Here is a 22,471-nt window from a genome sequence, read left to right on the forward strand (position 1 = left end):
GATAAATTGAAGGGTAGTGTATTTACGCTATTTAATATAGATTTTTGACACTACCACTATCAACAGGAGGGATGATTATGAAAAAAATGAAAAGAATTTTTAATTTTGTTTACGGACATTATCTTGATTACCGTTATAAAGTGCCACCAGCATCAGCACTTTCGTTTGCGTATTATATGATTCTTTCTATTATCCCAATATGTACATTATTAGCTTTTTTTACACCTTTTTTTCCATTAGATATAAAAACAGCACAAGAAATTTTATCATATTATTTAAGACCAGATGTAACACAAATGGTGATTCAATTAATAGAACCACGTTCTTTGTCAATAACAACTATGACAACCTTAATAGCATCTGTATTTGTTGTAAGTAGAGGTTTTTATCAATTACATCGAATTTCTAAAAATATGTTTCCTAATGATAAAGAATATCCTTTTTTTATTGATCAAGGAATTACTTTTTTAAAAACGATTTTAATATTTATTTTAATTTTAGCAGTTATTTCATTATTGATTATTTTTCCGTTTTTTAAAATTATTTTTATAGATCAACATAATTTTATAACAAGAGTACTTTTTCTATTTATTATTATTTTTGTTATTTTATTTTTATTATATAAAATCATTCCCGACCAAAATGTTGATTTTATAGATACGATTAAGGGAACCATTGTAGCAACATTATTAATAGAATTAATAATTGGTATTTTATCAATTTATTTTTCGGTTGTTGATTACAGTAACGTTTATGGACCTTTAGCAGCGTTAGTTATGTTGATGTTTTCTATTGCAGTTTGTTCAGAAGCTATTTTTTTTGGTATGTATGTCATTTTTGAATGTCATATGAAAAGAATTATTAAAAAGTTATAGTAGGAGAGTAGAAATGTATCCTTATATTAATATAGAAAAAACAGGCAAAAAAATACAACAGTATATGGATGAATTGGGTTATAATGTAAAAGATATTCAAATATATTTAGGTCTTTCTTGTAAACAAAGCATCTACAAATGGCTTAATGGTAAAACTTTGCCTAATTTAGAACATTTATGCGCTTTAAGTTATTTGTTTCATTGTACGTTAGATGATCTTGTTGTGACACAGATGGATTATTACGTGATAAAAGAAACAATTTCACATTATTCAATTAGAAATTAGTGATAAAAAAACAGAATAATCAAAATATTAATTTGTATATAAATGTTTTTATTTTTATACAAAAATATAGACAAGGTTTTTCAATATGCTATAATACATACGTATTAGGCGTAGGCTTTGATCCACATTGTTAGGGAAAAACAATGTGGTTTTTTTATGGAGGAATTTATGAAAGCAAATAAAAAAGATATTATAAGCATATTACTTGGAAATACGTTACTTGCACTTGCTGTTATTATGTTTATTGTTCCAGGACACTTGTTAAGTGGGGGAACAACAGGTATTTCATTATTTTTAAATCATTATTTTCATTTACCTATTTCTGTTTTTACTTTTATTTTTAATTTTATTGTTTTTGTTATTGGTGCTCTTATTTTAGGGAAAAAATTTGCTTTACAAACACTGATTTCAACGTTTTATTATCCGTTTATTTTAGGAGTTTTTGAATTTTCTTTTAAGGATTTTTATTTAACTGATGATATTTTAATTAATACACTTTTTGCTGGTGTGTTAGTAGGGGTTGCGATTGCTATTGTTATAAAAGCGGGAGCTTCTACAGGAGGAATGGATATTCCACCACTTATTTTAAATAAACTATTTAAAATTCCATTTTCTATTTCGATGTATGTTTTTGATACTCTAATTGTACTTGCACAATTTGGCTTTTCTGATGTAAGACAATGTCTTTATGGGATTGTTTTAATTTTTATTTATACAATGGTTATTGATAAGATTTTAGTGATGGGTGCACAAAAAATTGAAGTTAAAATTATTTCTTCAAAATATGAAGATATTAGAAAAGCAATTTTAACAAATGTTGATCGTGGAGTGACGATGTTACATGGACAAACGGGGTATTTATTAGAAAACACAGAAGTTTTAATTAATGTCATTTCAACAAGAGAGCTTGTTCAAGTAGAAAGACTTGTAAAGTCAATTGATGCAGATGCTTTTATGATTATTTCAAATGTTCATGAAGTTCAAGGTAGAGGCTTTAATTTAGAAAAGGAATATATTGAAAAATAAGATGTATCATCTATCTTTATATTTTGATGAAGAAACAAATCAAAGGTTTACTTTTTTAAATGAACAAATTGAAAAAGAATTACACCAAAATTATTTAAAGAAAAATAATATACCTTTTCATCTTACAGTTGCGACTTATAAAAAAATAGATGAAAAGAATTTTATTGAACTAGGTAATAAAGTGTTTAATAGCGATAAAAATCAACAACTTTATTTCGTTTCATTTGGTTGTTTTCAAAAATCAACTCTCTATGTATTACCTGTTTACAACGAATTTTTAAATCAGTTTATTTTGAAAATTCATCAAACCTTTGAGGAATATGTTTCTATTTCACAAAATAATCGTTATTTACCATATCATTTTGTGCCTCATGTTTCTTTAAGTAGAAAGTTAAGTGAACAACAAACAAATCAAGCATTTAAAATATTAAATCATTATTTTCACCGTTTTATGGGAAAATTGTTAAAATCGTTTTAGCAAAAACAAATCCTTATTATGAAATAAAGGTATGGGATTTATAATGCTTATAAGGCATGATATAAACTAAAAAAGAAGCATTTTACACAATATGCTTCTTTTTTTATAATAAGGACAAAGGGGAGGAATGAAAATGTTTTCAAATAAAGAATTGAGAAGTATGATCATCACTTTGTTTTTTGAACAGTTATTGGTTATGCTTGTAGGGATTGTCGATACTTTTGTGGTGAGTAGCTGTGGGGAGGCAGCTGTTTCTGGAGTATCACTTGTCAATCAATTTAATACGATTTTTATCTATTTATTTACAGCTCTTGCTTCTGGAGGAGCAATTGTTGTCAGTCAATATATTGGAAATAAAGATAAAAAAAGAACAATTTTATCATCAAGTCAATTATTGATGTTTTCTATTGTTTTTTCAATCATCTTGTCTATTTTAGTATTGATTTTTAATAAACAACTTTTAGGATTATTGTTTGGTAAAGTTGAATCAGATGTTATGAAGGCATGTGTTACTTATTTACGTATTTCAGCTTATTCTTATCCAGCACTTGCTATCTATAATGCTGGAGCTGCTTTATATCGTTCTATGGCTAAAACGAAAGTAACGATGTATATTTCATTTTTTGCTAATATCATCAATGTTGTTGGAAATATTATTGGTGTTTATGTTTTAAAAGCTGGTGTTGCAGGTGTTGCTTATCCTTCACTTATTTCTCGTGTTTTTTCAGCAGTCATTATCACTGTTTTATGTTTCAATAAAAAATTGGAAGCTTATTATGATTCAAAAGATATCTGTAAATTTGATGGAAAAATGTTAAAACGTATTTTAAATATTGCAATTCCTAATGGTGTAGAAAATGGAATTTTCCAACTTGTTAAAGTTGCCTTAAGTTCTATTGTTGCCATGTTTGGAACATATCAAATCGCAGCTAATGGAGTTGCACAAAGTATTTGGTCTTTAGCGGCTCTCGTTGGTTCAGCTATGGGTCCTGTCTTTATTACTGTTATTGGACAATGTATGGGTGCTAAAGATATAGATCAAGCAAAATTTTATTTTTCTAAACTTATTAAATGGTCACTTGTTTTTTCTATCGCTTGGAATGTGCTTGTATTAGTCATTACACCATTTATCTTACAATTCTATAATCTTGCTGATGAAACAAAGCATCTTATTATTATTCTTGTAATTATTCATAACATTGCTAATACTGTTGTATTCCCACTTTCAGGACCTTTATCACAAGGTTTAAGAGCAACGGGAGATGTCAAATTTACAATGATTGTATCGATTGCTTCGACAGTAGGAGGAAGATTGGTTTTATCAATTATTCTTGCTTTAGGGCTTAACTTGGGTGTTATTGGTATTGCTCTTGCAATGTGTGGTGATTGGACAATTCGTGCGATTATTTTCTATTGTCGTTATAAATCAAATGCATGGACAAAATTTGAAGTCATTTAAAAATGTTTTGTGGTATAATAATTTCAAATATGGAAAGGAGTATTTTAATGGCAATTGATATTAAAGAAATACTTGCAAATGGTTTGTTAGATTTATGCCACAAAAAGGATTTATCTCAAATAACAATTAAAGACTTGTTGGAAACGACAGGAGTGAGTAGACAAACATTTTACAATCATTTTTTAGATAAAAATGATTTAATTCAATATATTTATAATTATAAAATTATCAATCATTTTAATGGGCAAAATCAAAGCCTTAACTTTTATGAATCTCTTATTGAATCTTTTGAGCATATGAAACACTACCAAACATTTTTAAAACAAGCTTGTTTAATGGAAGGTCAGAACTGCTTAAAGGAATATATTCCTAAACATTGTGAAGAATTTGATTTAAAATGGCATCAACAACTTTATGGGGAAAAACCAATGCCAGATGCTTTAAAATTTGCTACGATTTATCATGCGAATGCATCAAGTGCAATGACTTTATCGTGGATTTTATCAGATATGAAAGTCCCGGTTGATGAAATGGCTAAGATGATTACACAGATGAGAGGTTTAGGAATGGATGAATTATTTCAAGGAAGTAAGTGTGCAAAAAATCCTTATAAAATTGATAAATGAAACGCTTTATTATTTTATAACAATTTTGAAAGAAGGAAATTTAAATGAAAAAAACACTTTATTTAATGAGGCATGGGCAAACATTATTTAATTTACAACATAAGATCCAAGGCTGGTGTGATTCACCACTTACAGAATTAGGAATTAAACAAGCTAAAGTAGCAAGACAATGGTTTGAAGAACATCATATTTCTTTTGATCATGCATATTCTAGTACGAGTGAAAGATGTTGTGACACATTAGAACTTATAACAGATATGCCGTATGTTCGTACAAAAGGCTTAAAAGAAAATTATTATGGTGAATTAGAAGGAGAAAGTGAAAGATTAAATTCTCATTTAACACCAAAAGATTGTGAAACTTTCTACCTACAATATAAAGGAGAATCTTCTAATACAACAAGAGATCGTATGGTTAAAACCTTAATGGAAATTATGAGTAAAGAAGATCATCATAGTGTTTTAGCAGTAAGCCATAGTGGAGCTTGTTTTAACTTTTTAAGAGCTTTTCAAGATCCAATGGAAGAATTACAAAAAGGTTTTGGAAACTGCTGTATTTTTATTTATGAATTTGATGGTAGAACATTTACATTAAAAGAAGTTATTAGACATCAAATTTAGAAGAAAATATGGAATACGCTTATTTAGGTAAGATGGTTTTAAAAAAATTAGGATATATGGTGGATGGTAACCAAAAAGTTGGAATGCATACAAGGGCACTTCCTTATGAAAAACTAAAAAATCAATTTTTTTAATACAACATATAATTAAAATTGTTAGATATAGAAATGAAATATTTAAATGAGCGTTATAAACCACATGCATTGGTTAAAGTTATGAAAGAAAATAATCAATAAAAACAAGAAAGAATCTTTTCTTGTTTTTTAATTTTTGTTATATTATAAAGGATGAATAAGAAAGAGAGAAGATTAATTATGGGTATTGTAGTTATCGGTGCAGTTTTTGTGGATATTAAAGGTTTTCCAATAGATGCATATATTCCAACTGGAAGAAATGCAGGGCACATTAAATATATACATGGTGGAGTAAGTAGAAATGTTGTTGAAGATATTGCAAATATTGAACTTCGACCAACATTCTTATCAATTGTTGATGATAGTGCCTTAGGAGAAGATGTTATTAGAAAATTACAAAGACATAAAGTCAACACAGAATATGTTCAAAAAATTCCAGAAGGTATGGGAACTTGGCTTGCAGTATTTGCTAATGATGGAGATTTAGCAGGCTCTATTTCTCAACGTCCTAATTTAATGCCGATTTTAGATTTGATTAATGAAAAAGGCGATGAAATATTTAAAGATTGTGATTCAATTGTTTTAGAAGCAGATATTGATCCAGAAATCATTAAAGCAGTGTTGGATTATTCAAAAAAATATAATAAAAAAGTATTTGGTGTCATTTCTAATATGACACTTGCAGTTGAAAGAAGAGATTTATTACAACAATTCGATTGTTTAGTATGTAATGAATTAGAAGCAGGTATTTTCTTTGCAGAAAATTATAGTAAAAAAAGTGCAAAAGATTTATGCGAAATTATTTATCAAAAAGTTTCAGCTGGAGCTATTAAGTCAATGGTTGTTACGATGGGAAGCAAAGGAAGTATTTATGCTGACCATTTAGGGAATAAAGGAATTTGTCCTGCTAAAAAAGTGACTGTCAGAGATACAACAGGAGCAGGAGATGCCTTTTGTGCAGGTCTTACAATTGGGCTTACATATGGAAAAGAACTATGTGAAGCAGTTGAAATTGGAACAAAATTAGCAGCTTCTGTTATTACATCATCTGAAAATGTTTGTCCACGTTTTCTACCACGTGAATTAGGATTAGATATGGATGTGTCTGATTGTTAAAAAATATCCTTATGGATATTTTTTTTGACAGTCCATAAATAAAGTTATAAAATATTGAACGAGTAGGTGAGTTTTATGAATTTCAAAGATTTAAAAATAACAAAACAGGTTAAAATATGTTTAAGTTTAGTGATAGCAATCATAATGCTTCTTTTTATTGTTATCATTTTATACAGTGATAAATTTTATCCAAATACAACAATAGGTGGAATTGATGTTTCAAATATGACATTATCTCAAGCTAAAGAAGCAGTTCAAACAGATTTAAAGAATCATGTACTTGTTATTAAGGGTCGAAATAATGCAAAATATGAATTAAGGGGTACCGATATTGATTTAAATGCTAATTATGAAAAGCAAGTAGAAAATTGTTTTAAAAAAACACATGGTATTTTTTCTTTTTATAAAATTATTTCAGGCGAAGATTTTGATGTTAATTTTGATGTTTCATATAATAAAAAAGCATTTAAAAATAACCTGTCTCAATCTTTTTTGATAACAGGGGATCAATATACAATTACTGCACCAGAAAGTGCTCATGTTGAATATGATAAGAAAACTCAAAGTGGTAAGATTGTTAAAGAAAAACAAGGTAACCAGTTAAATCAAGAAAAGTTTTATAGCTATGTTGAAAAATCTATCAAACAATTAAAAACAAATATTGATTTAGATAAAGCAAATATTTATTTAAAACCAAAGTATACACAGAATGATTCAGCAATCATTAAAGAATTAAATCAATATAACAATTATTTATATAGATGGATTCGTTATGATATGACTGAAAAACATTATGAAACAGTTACACCAAAAGATATCAAAAATTGGTTGGTTATTAATGATGATGCAACTGTTTCTATTGATCAAGAAAAAATGTCACAATGGGTTGAAAAGTTTTGTTTGAAATATAAAACAGTAGGTAAAACAAGAAAATTCAAGTCACATACTGGTGAAGTATTAGAAGTATCAGGTGGAGATTATGGATGGCAAATTGACTATAGTCAAACTGTTGATCAATTATACAAAGTATTATCTAAAAAAAATCCACAAAATGATGTAGAGGCATATATAAAGAATAAAAATAAAACAAATAAGAAAAAACTTATAAAGAAGTTGGAACCAATTTATAAGAATAAGGCGTATAAATTGAATTTTGATAATCTGGTTGATGATTATAATACGCAAACATATAGTGAAGTTGATATTTCAGAACAAATGGTTTATGTTTTCCAAAATGGACAAGTTGTTTATAGTGCTAAATGTGTAACTGGTCTTCCAAGTGATGCTTCACGTGCGACTAAAACAGGATGTTGGTATATAAAAGATAAGAAATTAGAGTATACTTTAACAGGTGCTGATTATACAACACCAACTAAATATTGGGTTCGTATTACATGGACTGGAACAGGATATCATTATATGAATAGAAGCGATTGGAGTAAATGGTCACCTGATTTATATAAAACAAGAGGTTCTCATGGATGTATTAATTTACAATTAGAAGATGTTAAGAATATTTATAATTTAGTATCTATGAGAGATATGGTATTTATACATGAATAAAGTCATCGAAAGATGGCTTTTTAATTTGCAAATGAATTGCATATTTGTTGACATGATAAATGAGGAATGATAAAATCTAGGAAAAATGCAAATGAATTGCAAATTAGAGGTGAGAATATGCGCTATAAAACAAAAGTATCACAATTAATAGAATTATATTTAAAAGATTGTAATGATAAATGTTTTCATGCTCATGATATCTATGATTTTATTGTAAAAAATAATATAAAGGTTAACATTTCAACTATTTACAGAAATTTAGATCAGTTTGTTGAAGATGGGCAACTGATAAAATATAAATCTGGGAATAATGAAGTATGGATGTATCGTCTTAATCAAAAATTAAAACAATGTCATGAACACCTTCATTTACAATGCAAAGAATGTGGAAAAATTATTCATTTGAATGAGAAATCAATGCAACAAATTATTAAAATATTAGAAAAAGATTACGAATTCTTTTTAGATTGTGATATTTCAACAATTGGTGGTTTATGCCATGCATGTATGGAAAAAAGGAGCTAAAATGAATAGATTATTTAAATGTATAGTAGTTTTATTATGTGGAGTTTTATTAACTGGATGTATACCAATTACTCAAAAATCATCTAAAAAAAGTATAGTATGTACTACTTATGCTCAATATAACTGGATTCAAGAAATTATTGGCTATGATAATTCTGTATTTGACTTAACCTTATTAATTAAGGATGGTACAGATTTACATAGTTATCAACCTACTATTCAAGATCTTGCCAAAGTATCTTCTGCCGATATGTTTGTTTATGTGGGTGGTGAATCAGATCAATGGGTAAGTGATGCTTTAAAAGAAGCAAAAAATAAAAAGATGATAGTTGTGAGTATGATGAGTGTTTTAAAGAATAGAATAAAAGAAGAAGAGCATGTAGAAGGAATGAAAGAAGATCATGAAGAAGATGATGAAAGCGAGTATGATGAACATGTATGGTTATCATTAATTAATGCACATGAAGTAATTCGATATTTATCAAAAGAAATTCAAAAATTGGATGAAGTCAATAAAGATATATATGAAGAAAATACTAAATGTTATTTAAATAATATTGATGATTTAAATCATCAATATCAACAAGTTATAAAAAATGCATCCACAAAAACATTGCTTTTTGCTGATAGATTTCCTTTTAGATATTTATTAGATGATTATCATTTAAAATATTATGCAGCATTTCCGGGATGTTCAGCCGATGTGGAAGCAAGTTTTTATACAATTACTTTTTTAGCAAATAAAATAGATGAATTAAAGTTAACAAGTATTTTTATTATTGATCAGACAAACTTAAAGATTGCTCAAACAGTAAAGGATAATACGCAAAAGAAAAATCAAAAAATACTGTATTTGGATTCTTTACAATCTGTAAATGATAAAAAAATAAAAAATGGTTATAGCTATTTAAGTGCTATGAAACATAATTTAAAGATGTTAAGAGAAGCAATAAATGAATAAGGAGAGATTATGTCATATATAAAAGTTAAAGATTTATCATTAGGTTATGATAATGAAATTGTGTGCTCAAATATAAATTTTGAGATTCATAAAAATGATTATTTATGTATTATTGGAGAAAATGGTGCAGGGAAAAGTACATTGATTAAAACACTTTTAGATTTAAAAGAAAAAAAATCTGGAATAATTACTTTTTCTGATAATTTGAAGAAATCAGAAATTGGCTATCTTCCTCAACAAACAGTTGTTCAAAAAGATTTTCCAGCAACAGTTCAAGAAGTTGTACTTTCAGGAATGTTATCTCATTTGAAATATCGTCCATTTTACACCAAAAAAGAAAAAAAACGAGCAAAACAAGAAATGGATAAATTAGGAATTACACATTTACAAAATAAAAGTTATCGATTGCTCTCTGGTGGACAGCAACAGCGTGTTTTGCTTGCTAGAGCACTATGTGCATCAGATAAGATTATTTTATTAGATGAACCAGTTACTGGATTAGATCCACAAGTAACACAAGAATTTTATGCTTTATTGAAAGAGTTAAACGAGCAAGGAATGACGATAGTGATGGTTTCTCATGACTTATCAGTATTAAATTATGCGACACATGTTTTATATTTAAAGAAAAATGAACCAATCTATATGAAAAAAGATATTTTTATTGAAAAGTACGGAAAGGAGCTTAATAATGAATAATTTTATTTCAACATTGCAATACTATTTTTCATATCCTTTTGTACAATATGCATTAATTGTAGGAGTATTGATTGCTTTATGTTCATCTTTATTAGGAGTAACGCTTGTTTTAAAACGTTTTTCTTTTATTGGAGATGGATTGTCACATGTTGCATTTGGGGCAATGGCTGTTGCCACGGTTTTACAATTTACTTCACAAACTTTATTCATTATGATTGTTACTGTTATTGCAGCTATTTTCCTATTAAGAACAGGACAAAATACAAAAATTAAGGGTGATTCTGCTATAGCGATGCTTTCTGTAGGAGCACTTGCTATTGGCTATTTGGTAATGAATATTTTTTCGACTTCGGCTAATGTTTCTGGTGATGTTTGTTCAACTTTGTTTGGGTCTACTACAATTTTAACATTAACACATTTTGAAGTTGGTGTTTGTATAATTATGTCATTGCTTGTTGTTTTATTTTATATTTTATTTTACAACCGTATTTTTGCTGTTACTTTTGATGAAGATTTTATGAAAGCCACAGGTAAAAAGACAGAGCTCTATAATTTAATGATTGCTGTATTGACAGCTATTATTATTGTACTTGCAATGAATTTAGTAGGATCGTTATTAATTACAGCATTGCTTATTTTTCCAGCATTATCTGCTATGAAAATAATGAATAGTTTTAAGAGCATTGTTATCTATGCGGCTATTTTATCAGTTGTTGGTGCGTTTATAGGTATTATTCTTTCTATTCTATTTTCTACACCTGTTGGAGCAACGATTGTTTTTATAAATATTGTAATTTTTATTATTAATTGGTTGATTTCAATTGTAAAATAGTAAAAGATATTTAAATGACTTTATTTTCAAGAAGAAGATATTTTGTTAGAATGTAAGAGGTGATAATTAATGGATGGAATTTTATTGATAAATAAACCTGCAGGTTATACAAGCCATGATATTGTAGGTATTGTAAGAAAAAAATTACATACAAAAAAAGTTGGACATTGCGGGACATTAGATCCAGATGCTACAGGTGTTTTAGTTGTATGTGTTAATAAGGCAACAAAAGCTATTCAATTTTTAATGAGTGATACAAAATTTTATAGAGCAACTTTATCTCTTGGGAAAAGTACAGATACATATGATGCAAGTGGTAAAGTGTTAGAAGAAAAAGAAGTTGGAGCTTTATCAGAAAATCAAGTAATTGATGTTTTGAATTCGTTTATGGGTAAATCTAAACAAAAGCCACCTATCTATTCAGCAATAAAAGTAAATGGAAAGAAACTTTATGAATATGCAAGAAATGGTGAAGAAGTTGAAATTAAAGAGAGAAATATAGAAATTATGATGATTAAAATGATTTCATTTTCAAATAATGAAATTGTTTTTGATGTAAAGTGTTCAAAAGGAACCTATATTCGTTCTTTATGTGTAGATATTGCTCAAAAATTAGGATATCCAGGTCACATGTCTCATCTTGAAAGAAGACAAGCTGGACACTTTTCGATTGAAGATTGTATTACCTTAGAACAATTAGAAAAGGGGGATTATACATTACATTCAATAGAAGAAGCTTTAGGTGATTATCCAAAATTAAAATTAAAGGATCCAACGATTGTTTATCATGGTAAACAAATTAAAAGTAATTTAACGGGTAAAATAGCTATTTATGATAACCATAATAAAATATTAGCTATTTACGAAAGCACAGGAACGGGATATTTAAAAAATGTAAGAGGATTATGGTAATGGAAATTATTCATTTGTCAGTTAATAGCCAATTTAAAGTTGAGGATTCTGTTTGTGCTTTAGGTTTTTTTGATGGTGTACATTTAGGACATCAACAACTTTTGAAAAATGTTGAGTCTATCTCTAAAGAAAAAGGCTTAAAAAAAGCAATTATGACATTTTCTTTACATCCTAAACAAATTTTAGAAAAAAATGATTACACATATTTAATGTCATTATCTGAAAAAATAAAAGTTTTAGAAGAGTTGGAATTTGATTATTTTTATATTATTGATTTTGATCAAGAAGTTGCTCATTTAGAGCCAGATGTTTTCTTAAAAAAATATATTATTGATCATCATATTAAACATGTTGTTTGTGGTTTTGATTTTCACTTTGGAAATAAGGGGAAAGGTGATATTTCTACTTTAGCCAATAATTCTTTTTTTGATGTTACGGTTGTAGATGAATATACTGAAAATTCTTTAAAAGTATCTTCTTCATATATAAAAACTTTATTAAATGATGGTTGTGTTGAAAAAGCAAATTATTTATTGACACGTCCATATCGTGTTTCTGGGAAAGTTATATATGGATTACAAAATGGTAGAAAGATTGGTTTTCCAACAGCTAATATTAATTATGGACATTATGTTGTTTTAAAAAAAGGTGTTTATGGTGTTTATCTTATAGTACATGGTAAACGTTATAAAGGAATGGCAAATATTGGCTACAATCCAACGGTTGGTGTTCTCCATAACTTGTCTTTAGAAGTTAATATTTTCAATTTTGACCAAGATATTTATGGAGAAGAAGTGGATGTAGATTTTATTTTTAGAGTAAGAGATGAATGTAAATTTAAATCATTAAATCATTTGAAGGAACAATTAGAAAAAGATAAAAAACATATTGATCAATTTCTTGATTAATATGTTTTTCTTTTGTTTAAACTACAATTGGTGAAACAAATGATTTATATTCATTTATTATTAGCAAATATGATATGGGGCTTAAATGTTATTGTAACTAAGATTAATTATGATTATTTTCATCCAATATTTTTAACGATGTTAAAATTATTGTTTTCAATTATATCATTGCTTATTTATATTAATTATAAAAAAATATCATTTAAAAAAGTATCATTAAAAAGTTTATTTATACAGACTAATTTTATTAATGTTATTAATTTTTTATTAACTTATTATGCATTACAATTTGTAAAGGGAACAATGACCGCAACTATTAATTCTTTAGCACCAGTTTGTATGTTTTTAATAGCTGTTTCATTTTCTAAGTGGAATTATAAAATCTTTTTTTCGTTGTGTATGACAATCTTTGGCTTTTTATGTGCTATTCATTTTAGAATTTTTGATCTAAACAAAAGTGTCCTTTTTTTAATAATAGCTTTATTTATTTATAATTTTGGAAATTATAAATTAAAAAATATTTCATGTAATCCTTATGTTTATAATTTGTATTTATTGATTATTGCTTTCTTTGAATTTATTATTCTTTTATTGTTTATAAAAAAGCCATTATTTACACAAGTAAATATTTTATATTTTTGGCTATTTTTATTAACTTCTGGAATTGGCTATGCGTATATACAATGTATTTATCTTTCATCAATTCAACTAATCGGTCCATTAAAAACAAGTTTTTTCATGGCATTTAACCCAGCTTTTACTTATCTTTTTTCTTTAGTGTTTTTAAAAGAAAAGATTGATTTTTTTGTTTTGATTGGATTTCTAATTATATTTTCTTCATCGTTCTATTTTATTTTAAAGAAACAAAATTAGATTTAGACAAGTATATGACTTCATGATATAATTATTCATAGAAATGTGATTAAAAGAGGTTGTTGACATGAAATATTTGAATGAGATTGTAAATATAGTTGGAATGAAAATGATTGTTATTATTGCAGTAAGTATTTTAGTTTTAATATTACTGATTTTAATTTATCGTTTGTTGAAATTAAAACATTATCGCAATGAAATCGTAGATTTAGAAAACAAAATGAATGCGATTAAATCATTGCCTATTCAATATCGTTTAGGTAGAGTTAAAGGTATTGCTAAAAATATGCCCGAATTGCAAGAGAAATATGAATGCTATGACGCAAAATTTTCTGATTTATCTAATCTTCAAAATGAAGAAATTATTCCTCTTGTTAATGATATTGATGAATCACTTTATTATCGTAAGTTACGTGGTGTACAGAAGAAAATGGATATTTTAGAAGAAAAAGTTCTACAGTATGCTAAAGAGTCTAAACAACTTTTAAAAGATATTGAAGTAATCACAGAAATAGAGAATATTCAAAGATTAGAAATTATTAAAGTTAAAGAAAAATATCGTGCAACAAATGATACTTATGCACAAATTCGTTTCAAAGTTGAAGATTATGTGCCAAAGATTCAAGACGTATTTCATGATATTGATGAACGTTTTGTTGAATTAGAAAATTATATGAACAATCAACAATTTGAAGAAGCAAAAATTGATACTGAAAATATTTCAAGAGATATAGATGAGTTGGATCAAAAATTAAAAGATTTACCTACATATATTTCTATTGTTCGACAATATTTACCAAAACGTTTGAATGAATTAAAATCTATCATGAAAGATATGCAAGAAAAAGATTTTGCAGTGGAAAGAATGAATGCGAGTGTTCGCCTTTCTAAAATTAGTAGTGATTTACAAAATACAGGACATAACATTAAGAATCTTGATTTAAATAATGTTGGTCAAACGATTGAATTAATGACAGAAGAATTAAATTTATTATATTCTGATTTTGAAAAAGAGAAAAATGCATATGCTCTTTATGAAGAAAAAAGAAATGAATGCTATAAATTTGTTAATACAATTGAAAGTGGACTTGCAAAAGCAAAAGAAAGTATTCGTGAAATAGAAGAAAATTATATTTTAGATGATTACACCATTACAATTGAAGATGATTATAATCAATTTCAAACAATTGTAGATGATTTAGCTGAAATCACTAAGATTATTGAAACTAAAGATTTTTCTTATATAGAAATGATAGATAATTTTTCTAAGATTGTGGAACAAAGTAAGCCGTATAATGATTCTTTAATCAAACATAATGAATTAGCAGAAACTTTACGTATTCAAGAAAAACGTGCATTAGATGAATTAGATAATATCAATATTGTATTATTGGAAATCAAATCAGAAATTAGAAATAAACATTTACCGATGATTAGTGAGTCGTATCAAGATTATATTGATGATTCATATAAAAAAGCAGATGCAATTTTAAATTTTATTAGAAAAAGACCTATTGATTTAAAAAGTTTATCGTTACAAGTAGATGCCGCTAGAGATGTTATTTATAAATTATATGATAATGTTCATAATTTAATTGTAACTGCAGAAATGGTAGAAGATGCAATTGTTTTTGGAAATAGATATCGTTCTTCATTTTTAGAAGTAAACACTGAACTTACGAAAGCAGAATTACTTTATAGAAATGGCGAATATACAAAGGCTTTATCTACAGCGGTTGATATTATTGAAAAAATAAAACCTGATTCTTATGAAATGTTGGTCAATAAAAAAAGTCCTAAGGTTGAATAGGACTTTTTTCATGAGGGTCATATGTTAATTGGAAATGAATAAAAATAAAATATGGAGGGAAATATGGTATATCTAGATTATGCTGCAACAACACCTTATCATAAGGAAGTTTTAAAAACTTATACACAATTATTAGAAAAATATTTTTATAATGCTGATAGTATTTATAGTCAAGGAATTGAAGTTAATCGTTTGTTAGAAAAATCGAGAAGTCTATTGGCTAAAATGCTAAATGTTAGTGATGAAGAAATGATTTTTACAAGCTGTGGTAGTGAAGCAAATAACATGGCAATTAAAGGAATTGCTTTTCAATATCAAAATAGAGGGAAGCACATTATTACAACTTCAATAGAACATTCTTCTGTGTATGAAACATGTAAAGAATTGGAAGAAGTTTTTGGGTATGAAGTTACGTATCTACCTGTGGATCATACAGGACATATTCAAATTGAAGATGTTAAAAAGAGTATTAGAGATGATACGATTTTGATTAGTGTTATGTGTATTAATAATGAAGTAGGTTCGATTCAGCCTATTGAAGAAATAAAAAAATTACTTAAAGAATATCCACTCATTAAGTTTCATGTTGATATGGTACAAGCTTTAGGAAAAATAAAAATTGATTTAGATGGAATAGATTGTGCATCTTTTTCTGCACATAAAATAAACGGTTTAAAGGGAAGTGGATTACTTTTTAAAAGAAAATCAACTACTTTAGTTCCACTTATCAATGGTGGTCAGCAAGAATATGGATTACGTGGAGGAACAAGTAATGCATGTACTTATATTGTTCTTGCTAAAACGTTAAGGTTAGCACTAGAAAATTTTGACCATAAAGAAAAATATGTTTTAAAATTAAATAAATATTTGATTGAAGAACTAAAGAAAATTCCCAATGTTGTCATTAATACAGGAGGAAATGCATCAAGTCATATTGTTAACTTTTCTTGTATTGGTTATAAACCAGAGGTTATTTTGCATGCTTTAGAAGAAAAAGATATTTTAATTTCAACAAGAAGTGCGTGTAGTTCTAAAACAAGTGATGTTTCTAGAGTTATGCAACAATTGCATTTACCGGATGAAATAGCAAAAAGTGCATTAAGGGTAAGTATTAGTGATTTGACAAAAGAAGAAGAAATTGATAAATTTATTTATTGTTTAAAAGAAGTATTAGATTCAATAAAAAAACAGAGGTAAAATATGGAAGCAAATTATATTGTCGTTCGTTTTGGTGAACTTACAACAAAAGGTAAAAACAGAAAATTATTTACACAAAAATTATTAAAAAATACAAAAGAAATTCTTTTTGAATTTCCTCAATTACAATATCAATTACAATATGATCGTTTATATATTTATTTAAATGGAGCAGATCATTTGTTAGTTAATGAAAAATTAAAAACAGTTTTTGGAATTCATTCTTTTTCAAATGCTTATAAATTTGAAAAAGATTTAGATGTTGTCAAAGATGCGATTGCTCAAATGATTAACGAAGATACAAAAACAACTTTTAAAATTAATACTAAAAGAAGTGATAAAACATTTCCTAAAAAATCACAAGATATCAATAGAGAAATTGCTGGACATGTTTTTCATCATGTAGATAGACAATTAAAAGTGGATGTTCATCATCCAGAAATGTTGGTCACTGTTGAAATTAGACATGATGCTATTTATGTGATGACAAATGTAATTAAGGGAGCAGGTGGATATCCTGTTGGTATAGGTGGAAAAGCGTTATTAATGTTATCTGGTGGAATTGATTCACCAGTAGCTGGATATTTAACTTTAAAACGTGGGGTAGATATTGAGTGTGTACACTTTGCAGCACCACCATATACAAATGAATTTGCCAGAGAAAAAGTTTTTGATCTTGTTGATCAATTAAGACATTATACTCATGGTAAAATCACTGTTCATGTTGTTAATTTCACAAAATTACAACTTGCGGTTTATGATCATTGTGATGAAAGTTATGCGATGACAGTTATGCGTAGAATGATGTATCGTATTGGTGAAAAACTTGCTTTAAAAAATCATTGTTTAGCACTTGTTAATGGAGAAAGTATTGGACAAGTTGCTTCCCAAACATTGGATAGTATGAATGTTATTAATCAAGTGATTTCAATTCCGGTATTAAGACCAGTTTTATGTCTTGATAAATTAGAAATTATAGATATTGCTCAAAAAATAAATACTTACGATATTTCTATTAGACCATATGAAGATTGTTGTACAATCTTTACTCCAAAAGCTCCTGCAACAAAACCTAGAAGTTATAAAGCAGAAGCTTTCGAAGCAACTTTTGATTATGAAACATATGTAAATGAATGTGTAGAAACAGTTGAAACTGTTGTTGTCGATGCAAATTATAAAAATGATGAAGATATTTTTTAAAAAAAGAGTATAGAATTTCATTCCTGATGCAAAATATGAGTGTCAGGAGGTGACACAACATGGCACAAAGTAACAACAGCAATAGATTAGTTGTACCAGGAGCTCAAAATGCTATTGACCAAATGAAATATGAAATTGCAAATGAATTTGGTGTTAATTTAGGTCCTGATACAACAGCTAGAGCAAACGGCTCTGTTGGTGGAGAAATTACTAAAAGATTAGTTAAAATGGGACAAGAACAAATGTCTCGTTCTTCATATAATAAATAGATAAAAAGAATAGTTTTCTTAAAAAATAAGAAGACTATTCTTTTCTTTTTCACCTTAATTGAAAGAGCTTACATTTTTTTGACAATTTCGTCTGGAAATATTGTTTTTATGTATTAAATTAGGTACAATATAGTTATATTGTTAGGAGGTAAATTATGGTAAAAGTAATGGCGGTTAACGCAGGGAGTTCCTCTTTAAAATTCCAATTGATCAATATGCCAAGTGAAGAAGTTATTACTTCGGGTTTAGTTGAAAGAATTGGACAAGAAGTTGGAAATTTTGTTATTAAAGTAAATGGAGAAAAAATACAAACACAAACACCAATTCCAGATCATCAAGTGGCTGTTGATTTATTATTGAAAGCTCTTGTTGATCATCATATTGTTGAAAGTTTGGAAGAAATAGATGCAGTAGGTCATCGTGTTGTACATGGAGGAGAAGATTTTGATGACTCAGTAGTCGTTGATGAAGATGCAGTAAAAAAAGTTGCAGATTTAGCTGAGCTAGCTCCTTTACATAATCCAGCAAATATCATTGGTTATAAAGCATTTAAAGAAGCTTTACCAGATCATGTAGGACATGTTTTTGTTTTTGATACTGCATTCCATCAAACATTGGATAAAGAAAGATATTTATATCCTTTACCACTTGAATATTATACAGATTTAAAAGTGAGAAAATATGGTGCACATGGTACAAGTCACAAATATGTTTCTCAACAAGCTATTGAAATGTTAGGAAATCCTAAAGAATCAAGAATTATTGTTTGCCATTTAGGAAATGGAGCAAGCATTTCAGCTGTTCAAGATGGTAAATGTGTTGATACATCTATGGGATTTACACCACTTGCTGGTGTGATGATGGGAACACGAAGTGGAGATGTTGATCCTTCAGTTATGCCTTATTTATGTAAAAAATTAAATAAAACAGCAGATGAAGTTTTAGAAATCTATAATAAAAAATCAGGAATGTTAGGAATTTCAGGTATTTCTTCTGATTCAAGAGATATTGAAAATGCATTATTTAATGAAGGAAATGAACGTGCTTTATTAACTGGTTTATTGTATGCACGAATTGTTTCGAAATATATTGGACAATATTATGCTGAACTAGGTGGTTGTGATGCTATTTGCTTTACTGCTGGGGTTGGAGAAAATGCAGCATATTTAAGACGTTTAATTATTGATAACGTTTCAAGAGCATTTGGTGTTTTCTTAGATGAAGAACTAAATAATGTTAGAAGTGATGAAAATCGTGTTATTTCACATCAATATTCTCAAATTAAGGTCATGGTTATTCCAACAAATGAAGAAGTTATGATAGCTAGAGATACTGTTCGTTTATTAAATCTATAAACCTGTGTAAACAGGTTTTTTCTTTGTTTAAGGTATGTTATTATAGAATGGGGTGAAAATTATGATAGAAAAGATTTTAAATAAAATTGAAGAATATGAATGTATTTGTTTATATCGTCATGTAAATCCAGATTATGATGCTTTTGGAAGTCAATTTGGGATGTATGATTTAATTCAAAATACATTTGATCATAAAGAAGTCTATTTTGCTGGTGATTTTTCTTCTGATTTAGTGACTAAATATCAATTTACAGGAAAAATTAGTAAACCAACTTTTGAAAAACCGACTTTGGGGATTGTTTTAGATACAGCAAATCAGGAAAGAATTGATGGTGATATTAGTTTTTGTAAAGAAATTATAAAAATTGATCATCATATTGTTGTTGATTCATATGGAAATTTAAATTTTGAAGATAGTACAGCTTCTTCATGCAGCCAAATAGTAGCTTTATTCTTGAAAAATGAACGCGTGAAAATTTCAAGTTTTGGAGCTGCTGCTCTTTATATGGGAATTGTTGGTGATACAAATCGATTTATGTATTCTGCTACTGATCAACGTACTTTTGAAGCAGCTATGTATTTATATAATTGTGGTTTTGATATGCAAGCTCTTTATGAAAAAATGTATATGAAAAAAGCTAAAGATTTAAAAGTGAATGCTTTTATTTTAAATCATTATATTGAAGATGAAGGGATTGCTTACTATATTTTAAAAGATGAAGATTTAAAACATTTAAATATTTCTAGAGAAAGAGGCTCTGATTTTGTTAATTTATTAAGCTCTGTTGAAGAGTACAAAGTATGGTTAGCTATAACAGAAAATACGAAAGATCATAATTGGCGAGTTTCAATGAGATCAAGACATATTCCTGTTAATGAAATAGCAAATAAATATCGAGGTGGAGGACATGCCTTTGCTTCAGGAGCAACACTTTTATCATTGGATGAACTTCCATCATTATTAAATGATATCAAGGAGAAAATAAATGAGTGATTTTATACAAAATATCATTAATGAAATTAAAAGAAATTTTTATTCATCAAAAGTACAGACAACTAAAAAATGGAGCTATTTAATTCCATTAATTATTGTTTTCTTATTAGCTATTATTGGAGAATATGTTTTATTGCTTCCAATACATTATCAATCGCAAACATTTGTTTTTCACTTAATTTTTCTAATTATTATCTTTGTTATTTTGCATGCAATATTATTAGGTACTTTTGATAAAGTATCTAAATATTTAATGTTTGTAGTTGTTGCTTTGCTTGTTTATGTAGGAGTAGGATCAATTTATAGTTTGCCTATTTTCCATGCTAAAAATTATCAAAATCAATTGCAGCTAGATAAAAAGGCTGATTTTTATAAAGATAATGAAACTATTTCTTACCAATCTATTCCAGTTGTGGATCGTGAAAGTGCTATTAAATTAGGTGACCGAAAAATGGGGCAAATGATTGATTACGTTTCACAATTTGAAGTAGATGAATCTTATGAACAAATTAATTATCAAGATACGCCTTATCGAGTAACACCTTTAGAATACAGTGATTTAATTAAATGGATAACAAATAGAAAAGAAGGGTTACCAGGATATATAAAAGTTAATATGGTAAGCCAAGAATCTGAAGTTGTTGAATTAAAAGAAGGCATGAAATATTCAAAATCTGAACATTTTGGTAGAAATATTAATCGCTATTTAAGAATGAATTATCCTACAAAAATGTTTGAAGAACTTGCTTTTGAAATTAATGATGATGGTACTCCATATTGGATAGCTCCTGTATTTAAATATAAAATAGGGCCGTTTGGTGGAAAAGATATTATAGGAGCAGTTTTAGTAAATGCTATTGATGGTAAACACAAATATTACGATATTAAAGATATTCCTAATTGGGTAGATCGTGTTTATCCAGCGGATTTAGTTATACAACAACTAGAAAATTACGGTAAATATACACATGGGTATATTAATTCTGTTTTCTCACAAAAAGGAGTATTACAGCCTACAGATGGATATAATTACATTGTTATTGATGACGATGTTTATTTATATACAGGGCTTACAAGTGTTTCTAAAGATGCTAGTAATGTAGGGTTTGCTTTAATTAATTTACGTACAAAAGAAGGAAAATACTACCATATTTCAGGAGCGGAAGAATATTCAGCTATGTCATCTGCTGAAGGAAAAGTACAAAATTTAAAATATAAAGCAACATTTCCAATACTTATTAATGCTGGTGGGGAACCGACTTACTTCCTTTCTTTAAAAGATAGTAGTAACTTGGTTAAAATGTATGCTTTTGTAAGTGTTAAAAATTATCAAATCGTAGCAACAGGAAGTAGTGTGTCTGAAGCAGAAAAGGCATATTATGATGTTTTAGCTCAAAATGGTAAAAGTCATGAAGAGTTTGAAGAAAACACTGTAACTGGTAAAATTACAACAATTAATAGTGCGGTTAAAGATGGAAATAGTGTTTACTACTTTAAACTTGAAGGACATGAACAGATTTTTATTGCTGATCTTTCGTTATCGAATAACTTACCACTTGTACAAGTTGGAGATGAAGTTGAAGTTCAATTTTTATCAAATGATCATAAAAGTGTAGTAATTAATCAATTTAAAGTTAAATAAGTTGAAATAGGGATAATACAAATTGTATTATCTTTATTTTTTATTTTATAAATTACTTTTAAGTAAAAGATTTATAATAAAATAAAAAAAGGGGTGTATTTTTTATAAATA

At 27.5% G+C, this 22,471-nt stretch carries 24 protein-coding genes; all 24 read left to right on the forward strand.

What is annotated here, in order from left to right:
* The first annotated feature begins 77 nt into the window (after positions 1–77).
* The 24 genes from ACLVEP_RS11125 to ACLVEP_RS11240 all read left to right on the forward strand — a co-directional run bounded on the left by ACLVEP_RS11125 (position 78) and on the right by ACLVEP_RS11240 (position 22,360).
* On the forward strand, positions 78–875 hold the full coding sequence (locus tag ACLVEP_RS11125) for a YihY/virulence factor BrkB family protein (RefSeq protein WP_412584865.1): 798 nt from the start codon (positions 78–80) through the stop codon (positions 873–875).
* A 13-nt stretch (positions 876–888) separates the two neighbouring features.
* Positions 889–1,161 carry a helix-turn-helix transcriptional regulator gene (locus ACLVEP_RS11130; RefSeq protein WP_412584866.1) on the forward strand — a complete coding sequence of 91 codons (273 nt, stop codon included), beginning with the start codon at positions 889–891 and terminating at the stop codon, positions 1,159–1,161.
* Between the two features lie 168 nt (positions 1,162–1,329).
* On the forward strand, positions 1,330–2,187 hold the full coding sequence (locus ACLVEP_RS11135) for a YitT family protein (protein WP_412584868.1): 858 nt from the start codon (positions 1,330–1,332) through the stop codon (positions 2,185–2,187).
* On the forward strand, positions 2,177–2,665 hold the full coding sequence (locus ACLVEP_RS11140) for a hypothetical protein (RefSeq protein ID WP_412584870.1): 489 nt from the start codon (positions 2,177–2,179) through the stop codon (positions 2,663–2,665). Before ACLVEP_RS11135 ends, ACLVEP_RS11140 begins: the two co-directional genes overlap by 11 nt.
* Positions 2,666–2,798: 133 nt before the next feature.
* Positions 2,799–4,124 carry an MATE family efflux transporter gene (locus ACLVEP_RS11145; RefSeq protein ID WP_412584872.1) on the forward strand — a complete coding sequence of 442 codons (1,326 nt, stop codon included), beginning with the start codon at positions 2,799–2,801 and terminating at the stop codon, positions 4,122–4,124.
* 47 nt (positions 4,125–4,171) lie between these two features.
* Positions 4,172–4,750 (forward strand): TetR/AcrR family transcriptional regulator C-terminal domain-containing protein, encoded by a 579-nt coding sequence (locus ACLVEP_RS11150; RefSeq protein ID WP_412584874.1) that lies wholly within the window; start codon positions 4,172–4,174, stop codon positions 4,748–4,750.
* 44 nt (positions 4,751–4,794) lie between these two features.
* A complete protein-coding gene (locus ACLVEP_RS11155) occupies positions 4,795–5,370 on the forward strand; it encodes a histidine phosphatase family protein (RefSeq protein ID WP_412584876.1) in 576 nt (191 codons plus the stop codon).
* Positions 5,371–5,378: 8 nt separating this feature from the next.
* Complete coding sequence (locus tag ACLVEP_RS11160) at positions 5,379–5,504, forward strand: hypothetical protein (RefSeq protein ID WP_412584877.1); 126 nt, start codon at positions 5,379–5,381, stop codon at positions 5,502–5,504.
* Positions 5,505–5,684: 180 nt separating this feature from the next.
* A complete protein-coding gene (locus ACLVEP_RS11165; RefSeq protein WP_412584879.1) occupies positions 5,685–6,620 on the forward strand; it encodes a carbohydrate kinase family protein in 936 nt (311 codons plus the stop codon).
* A gap of 75 nt (positions 6,621–6,695) precedes the next feature.
* Positions 6,696–8,183, forward strand: a complete 1,488-nt coding sequence (locus ACLVEP_RS11170; protein WP_412584881.1) for a L,D-transpeptidase family protein — start codon at positions 6,696–6,698, stop codon at positions 8,181–8,183.
* Between the two features lie 117 nt (positions 8,184–8,300).
* Positions 8,301–8,708, forward strand: a complete 408-nt coding sequence (locus ACLVEP_RS11175; RefSeq protein ID WP_412584883.1) for a Fur family transcriptional regulator — start codon at positions 8,301–8,303, stop codon at positions 8,706–8,708.
* Position 8,709: 1 nt separating this feature from the next.
* Complete coding sequence (locus tag ACLVEP_RS11180; RefSeq protein WP_412584885.1) at positions 8,710–9,669, forward strand: metal ABC transporter substrate-binding protein; 960 nt, start codon at positions 8,710–8,712, stop codon at positions 9,667–9,669.
* 9 nt (positions 9,670–9,678) lie between these two features.
* Positions 9,679–10,368 (forward strand): metal ABC transporter ATP-binding protein, encoded by a 690-nt coding sequence (locus ACLVEP_RS11185; RefSeq protein WP_412584887.1) that lies wholly within the window; start codon positions 9,679–9,681, stop codon positions 10,366–10,368.
* Positions 10,361–11,200, forward strand: a complete 840-nt coding sequence (locus ACLVEP_RS11190) for a metal ABC transporter permease (protein ID WP_412584889.1) — start codon at positions 10,361–10,363, stop codon at positions 11,198–11,200. Before ACLVEP_RS11185 ends, ACLVEP_RS11190 begins: the two co-directional genes overlap by 8 nt.
* 69 nt (positions 11,201–11,269) lie before the next feature.
* Entirely contained in the window at positions 11,270–12,112 is an 843-nt protein-coding gene (gene truB / locus ACLVEP_RS11195) for a tRNA pseudouridine(55) synthase TruB (RefSeq protein ID WP_412584890.1), read from the forward strand.
* Positions 12,112–13,020 carry a riboflavin biosynthesis protein RibF gene (ribF, locus tag ACLVEP_RS11200; protein WP_412584891.1) on the forward strand — a complete coding sequence of 303 codons (909 nt, stop codon included), beginning with the start codon at positions 12,112–12,114 and terminating at the stop codon, positions 13,018–13,020. Before truB ends, ribF begins: the two co-directional genes overlap by 1 nt.
* A 39-nt stretch (positions 13,021–13,059) precedes the next feature.
* Positions 13,060–13,893: a DMT family transporter gene (locus ACLVEP_RS11205; RefSeq protein ID WP_412584892.1), complete on the forward strand. Its 834-nt coding sequence runs from the start codon at positions 13,060–13,062 to the stop codon at positions 13,891–13,893.
* A gap of 67 nt (positions 13,894–13,960) precedes the next feature.
* Positions 13,961–15,703, forward strand: a complete 1,743-nt coding sequence (locus ACLVEP_RS11210; protein ID WP_412584894.1) for a septation ring formation regulator EzrA — start codon at positions 13,961–13,963, stop codon at positions 15,701–15,703.
* A gap of 63 nt (positions 15,704–15,766) precedes the next feature.
* Positions 15,767–16,900: a cysteine desulfurase family protein gene (locus tag ACLVEP_RS11215; RefSeq protein WP_318000808.1), complete on the forward strand. Its 1,134-nt coding sequence runs from the start codon at positions 15,767–15,769 to the stop codon at positions 16,898–16,900.
* 3 nt (positions 16,901–16,903) lie between these two features.
* Positions 16,904–18,100: a tRNA uracil 4-sulfurtransferase ThiI gene (gene thiI, locus ACLVEP_RS11220; protein ID WP_412584895.1), complete on the forward strand. Its 1,197-nt coding sequence runs from the start codon at positions 16,904–16,906 to the stop codon at positions 18,098–18,100.
* A gap of 59 nt (positions 18,101–18,159) precedes the next feature.
* The gene (locus ACLVEP_RS11225; RefSeq protein ID WP_048923864.1) at positions 18,160–18,369 is read left to right on the forward strand and encodes an alpha/beta-type small acid-soluble spore protein; all 210 of its coding nucleotides are present in this window, start codon (positions 18,160–18,162) and stop codon (positions 18,367–18,369) included.
* Between the two features lie 155 nt (positions 18,370–18,524).
* Positions 18,525–19,724, forward strand: a complete 1,200-nt coding sequence (locus tag ACLVEP_RS11230) for an acetate kinase (protein ID WP_318000810.1) — start codon at positions 18,525–18,527, stop codon at positions 19,722–19,724.
* 61 nt (positions 19,725–19,785) lie between these two features.
* Entirely contained in the window at positions 19,786–20,718 is a 933-nt protein-coding gene (locus tag ACLVEP_RS11235; RefSeq protein WP_412584897.1) for a DHH family phosphoesterase, read from the forward strand.
* Complete coding sequence (locus ACLVEP_RS11240) at positions 20,711–22,360, forward strand: CvpA family protein (protein WP_412584899.1); 1,650 nt, start codon at positions 20,711–20,713, stop codon at positions 22,358–22,360. Before ACLVEP_RS11235 ends, ACLVEP_RS11240 begins: the two co-directional genes overlap by 8 nt.
* Positions 22,361–22,471: the final 111 nt, after the last annotated feature.

The sequence above is a fragment of the Faecalibacillus sp. genome (assembly GCF_047023275.1).
Taxonomy (GTDB): Bacteria; Bacillota_I; Bacilli_A; order Erysipelotrichales; family Coprobacillaceae; genus Faecalibacillus.

What these genes read in the sequence shown, in the direction of transcription:
- ACLVEP_RS11225 (WP_048923864.1), top strand. Translation starts at nt 18,160, where the DNA reads ATGGCACAAAGTAACAACAGCAATAGATTAGTTGTACCAGGAGCTCAA.
- ACLVEP_RS11235 (WP_412584897.1), top strand. Translation starts at nt 19,786, where the DNA reads ATGATAGAAAAGATTTTAAATAAAATTGAAGAATATGAATGTATTTGT.
- ACLVEP_RS11155 (WP_412584876.1), top strand. Translation starts at nt 4,795, where the DNA reads ATGAAAAAAACACTTTATTTAATGAGGCATGGGCAAACATTATTTAAT.
- ACLVEP_RS11240 (WP_412584899.1), top strand. Translation starts at nt 20,711, where the DNA reads ATGAGTGATTTTATACAAAATATCATTAATGAAATTAAAAGAAATTTT.
- ACLVEP_RS11165 (WP_412584879.1), top strand. Translation starts at nt 5,685, where the DNA reads ATGGGTATTGTAGTTATCGGTGCAGTTTTTGTGGATATTAAAGGTTTT.
- ACLVEP_RS11185 (WP_412584887.1), top strand. Translation starts at nt 9,679, where the DNA reads ATGTCATATATAAAAGTTAAAGATTTATCATTAGGTTATGATAATGAA.
- ACLVEP_RS11175 (WP_412584883.1), top strand. Translation starts at nt 8,301, where the DNA reads ATGCGCTATAAAACAAAAGTATCACAATTAATAGAATTATATTTAAAA.
- ACLVEP_RS11210 (WP_412584894.1), top strand. Translation starts at nt 13,961, where the DNA reads ATGAAATATTTGAATGAGATTGTAAATATAGTTGGAATGAAAATGATT.
- ACLVEP_RS11160 (WP_412584877.1), top strand. Translation starts at nt 5,379, where the DNA reads ATGGAATACGCTTATTTAGGTAAGATGGTTTTAAAAAAATTAGGATAT.
- thiI (WP_412584895.1), top strand. Translation starts at nt 16,904, where the DNA reads ATGGAAGCAAATTATATTGTCGTTCGTTTTGGTGAACTTACAACAAAA.
- ribF (WP_412584891.1), top strand. Translation starts at nt 12,112, where the DNA reads ATGGAAATTATTCATTTGTCAGTTAATAGCCAATTTAAAGTTGAGGAT.
- ACLVEP_RS11215 (WP_318000808.1), top strand. Translation starts at nt 15,767, where the DNA reads ATGGTATATCTAGATTATGCTGCAACAACACCTTATCATAAGGAAGTT.
- ACLVEP_RS11205 (WP_412584892.1), top strand. Translation starts at nt 13,060, where the DNA reads ATGATTTATATTCATTTATTATTAGCAAATATGATATGGGGCTTAAAT.
- ACLVEP_RS11190 (WP_412584889.1), top strand. Translation starts at nt 10,361, where the DNA reads ATGAATAATTTTATTTCAACATTGCAATACTATTTTTCATATCCTTTT.
- ACLVEP_RS11130 (WP_412584866.1), top strand. Translation starts at nt 889, where the DNA reads ATGTATCCTTATATTAATATAGAAAAAACAGGCAAAAAAATACAACAG.
- ACLVEP_RS11125 (WP_412584865.1), top strand. Translation starts at nt 78, where the DNA reads ATGAAAAAAATGAAAAGAATTTTTAATTTTGTTTACGGACATTATCTT.
- ACLVEP_RS11230 (WP_318000810.1), top strand. Translation starts at nt 18,525, where the DNA reads ATGGTAAAAGTAATGGCGGTTAACGCAGGGAGTTCCTCTTTAAAATTC.
- ACLVEP_RS11135 (WP_412584868.1), top strand. Translation starts at nt 1,330, where the DNA reads ATGAAAGCAAATAAAAAAGATATTATAAGCATATTACTTGGAAATACG.
- ACLVEP_RS11170 (WP_412584881.1), top strand. Translation starts at nt 6,696, where the DNA reads ATGAATTTCAAAGATTTAAAAATAACAAAACAGGTTAAAATATGTTTA.
- ACLVEP_RS11150 (WP_412584874.1), top strand. Translation starts at nt 4,172, where the DNA reads ATGGCAATTGATATTAAAGAAATACTTGCAAATGGTTTGTTAGATTTA.
- truB (WP_412584890.1), top strand. Translation starts at nt 11,270, where the DNA reads ATGGATGGAATTTTATTGATAAATAAACCTGCAGGTTATACAAGCCAT.
- ACLVEP_RS11145 (WP_412584872.1), top strand. Translation starts at nt 2,799, where the DNA reads ATGTTTTCAAATAAAGAATTGAGAAGTATGATCATCACTTTGTTTTTT.
- ACLVEP_RS11180 (WP_412584885.1), top strand. Translation starts at nt 8,710, where the DNA reads ATGAATAGATTATTTAAATGTATAGTAGTTTTATTATGTGGAGTTTTA.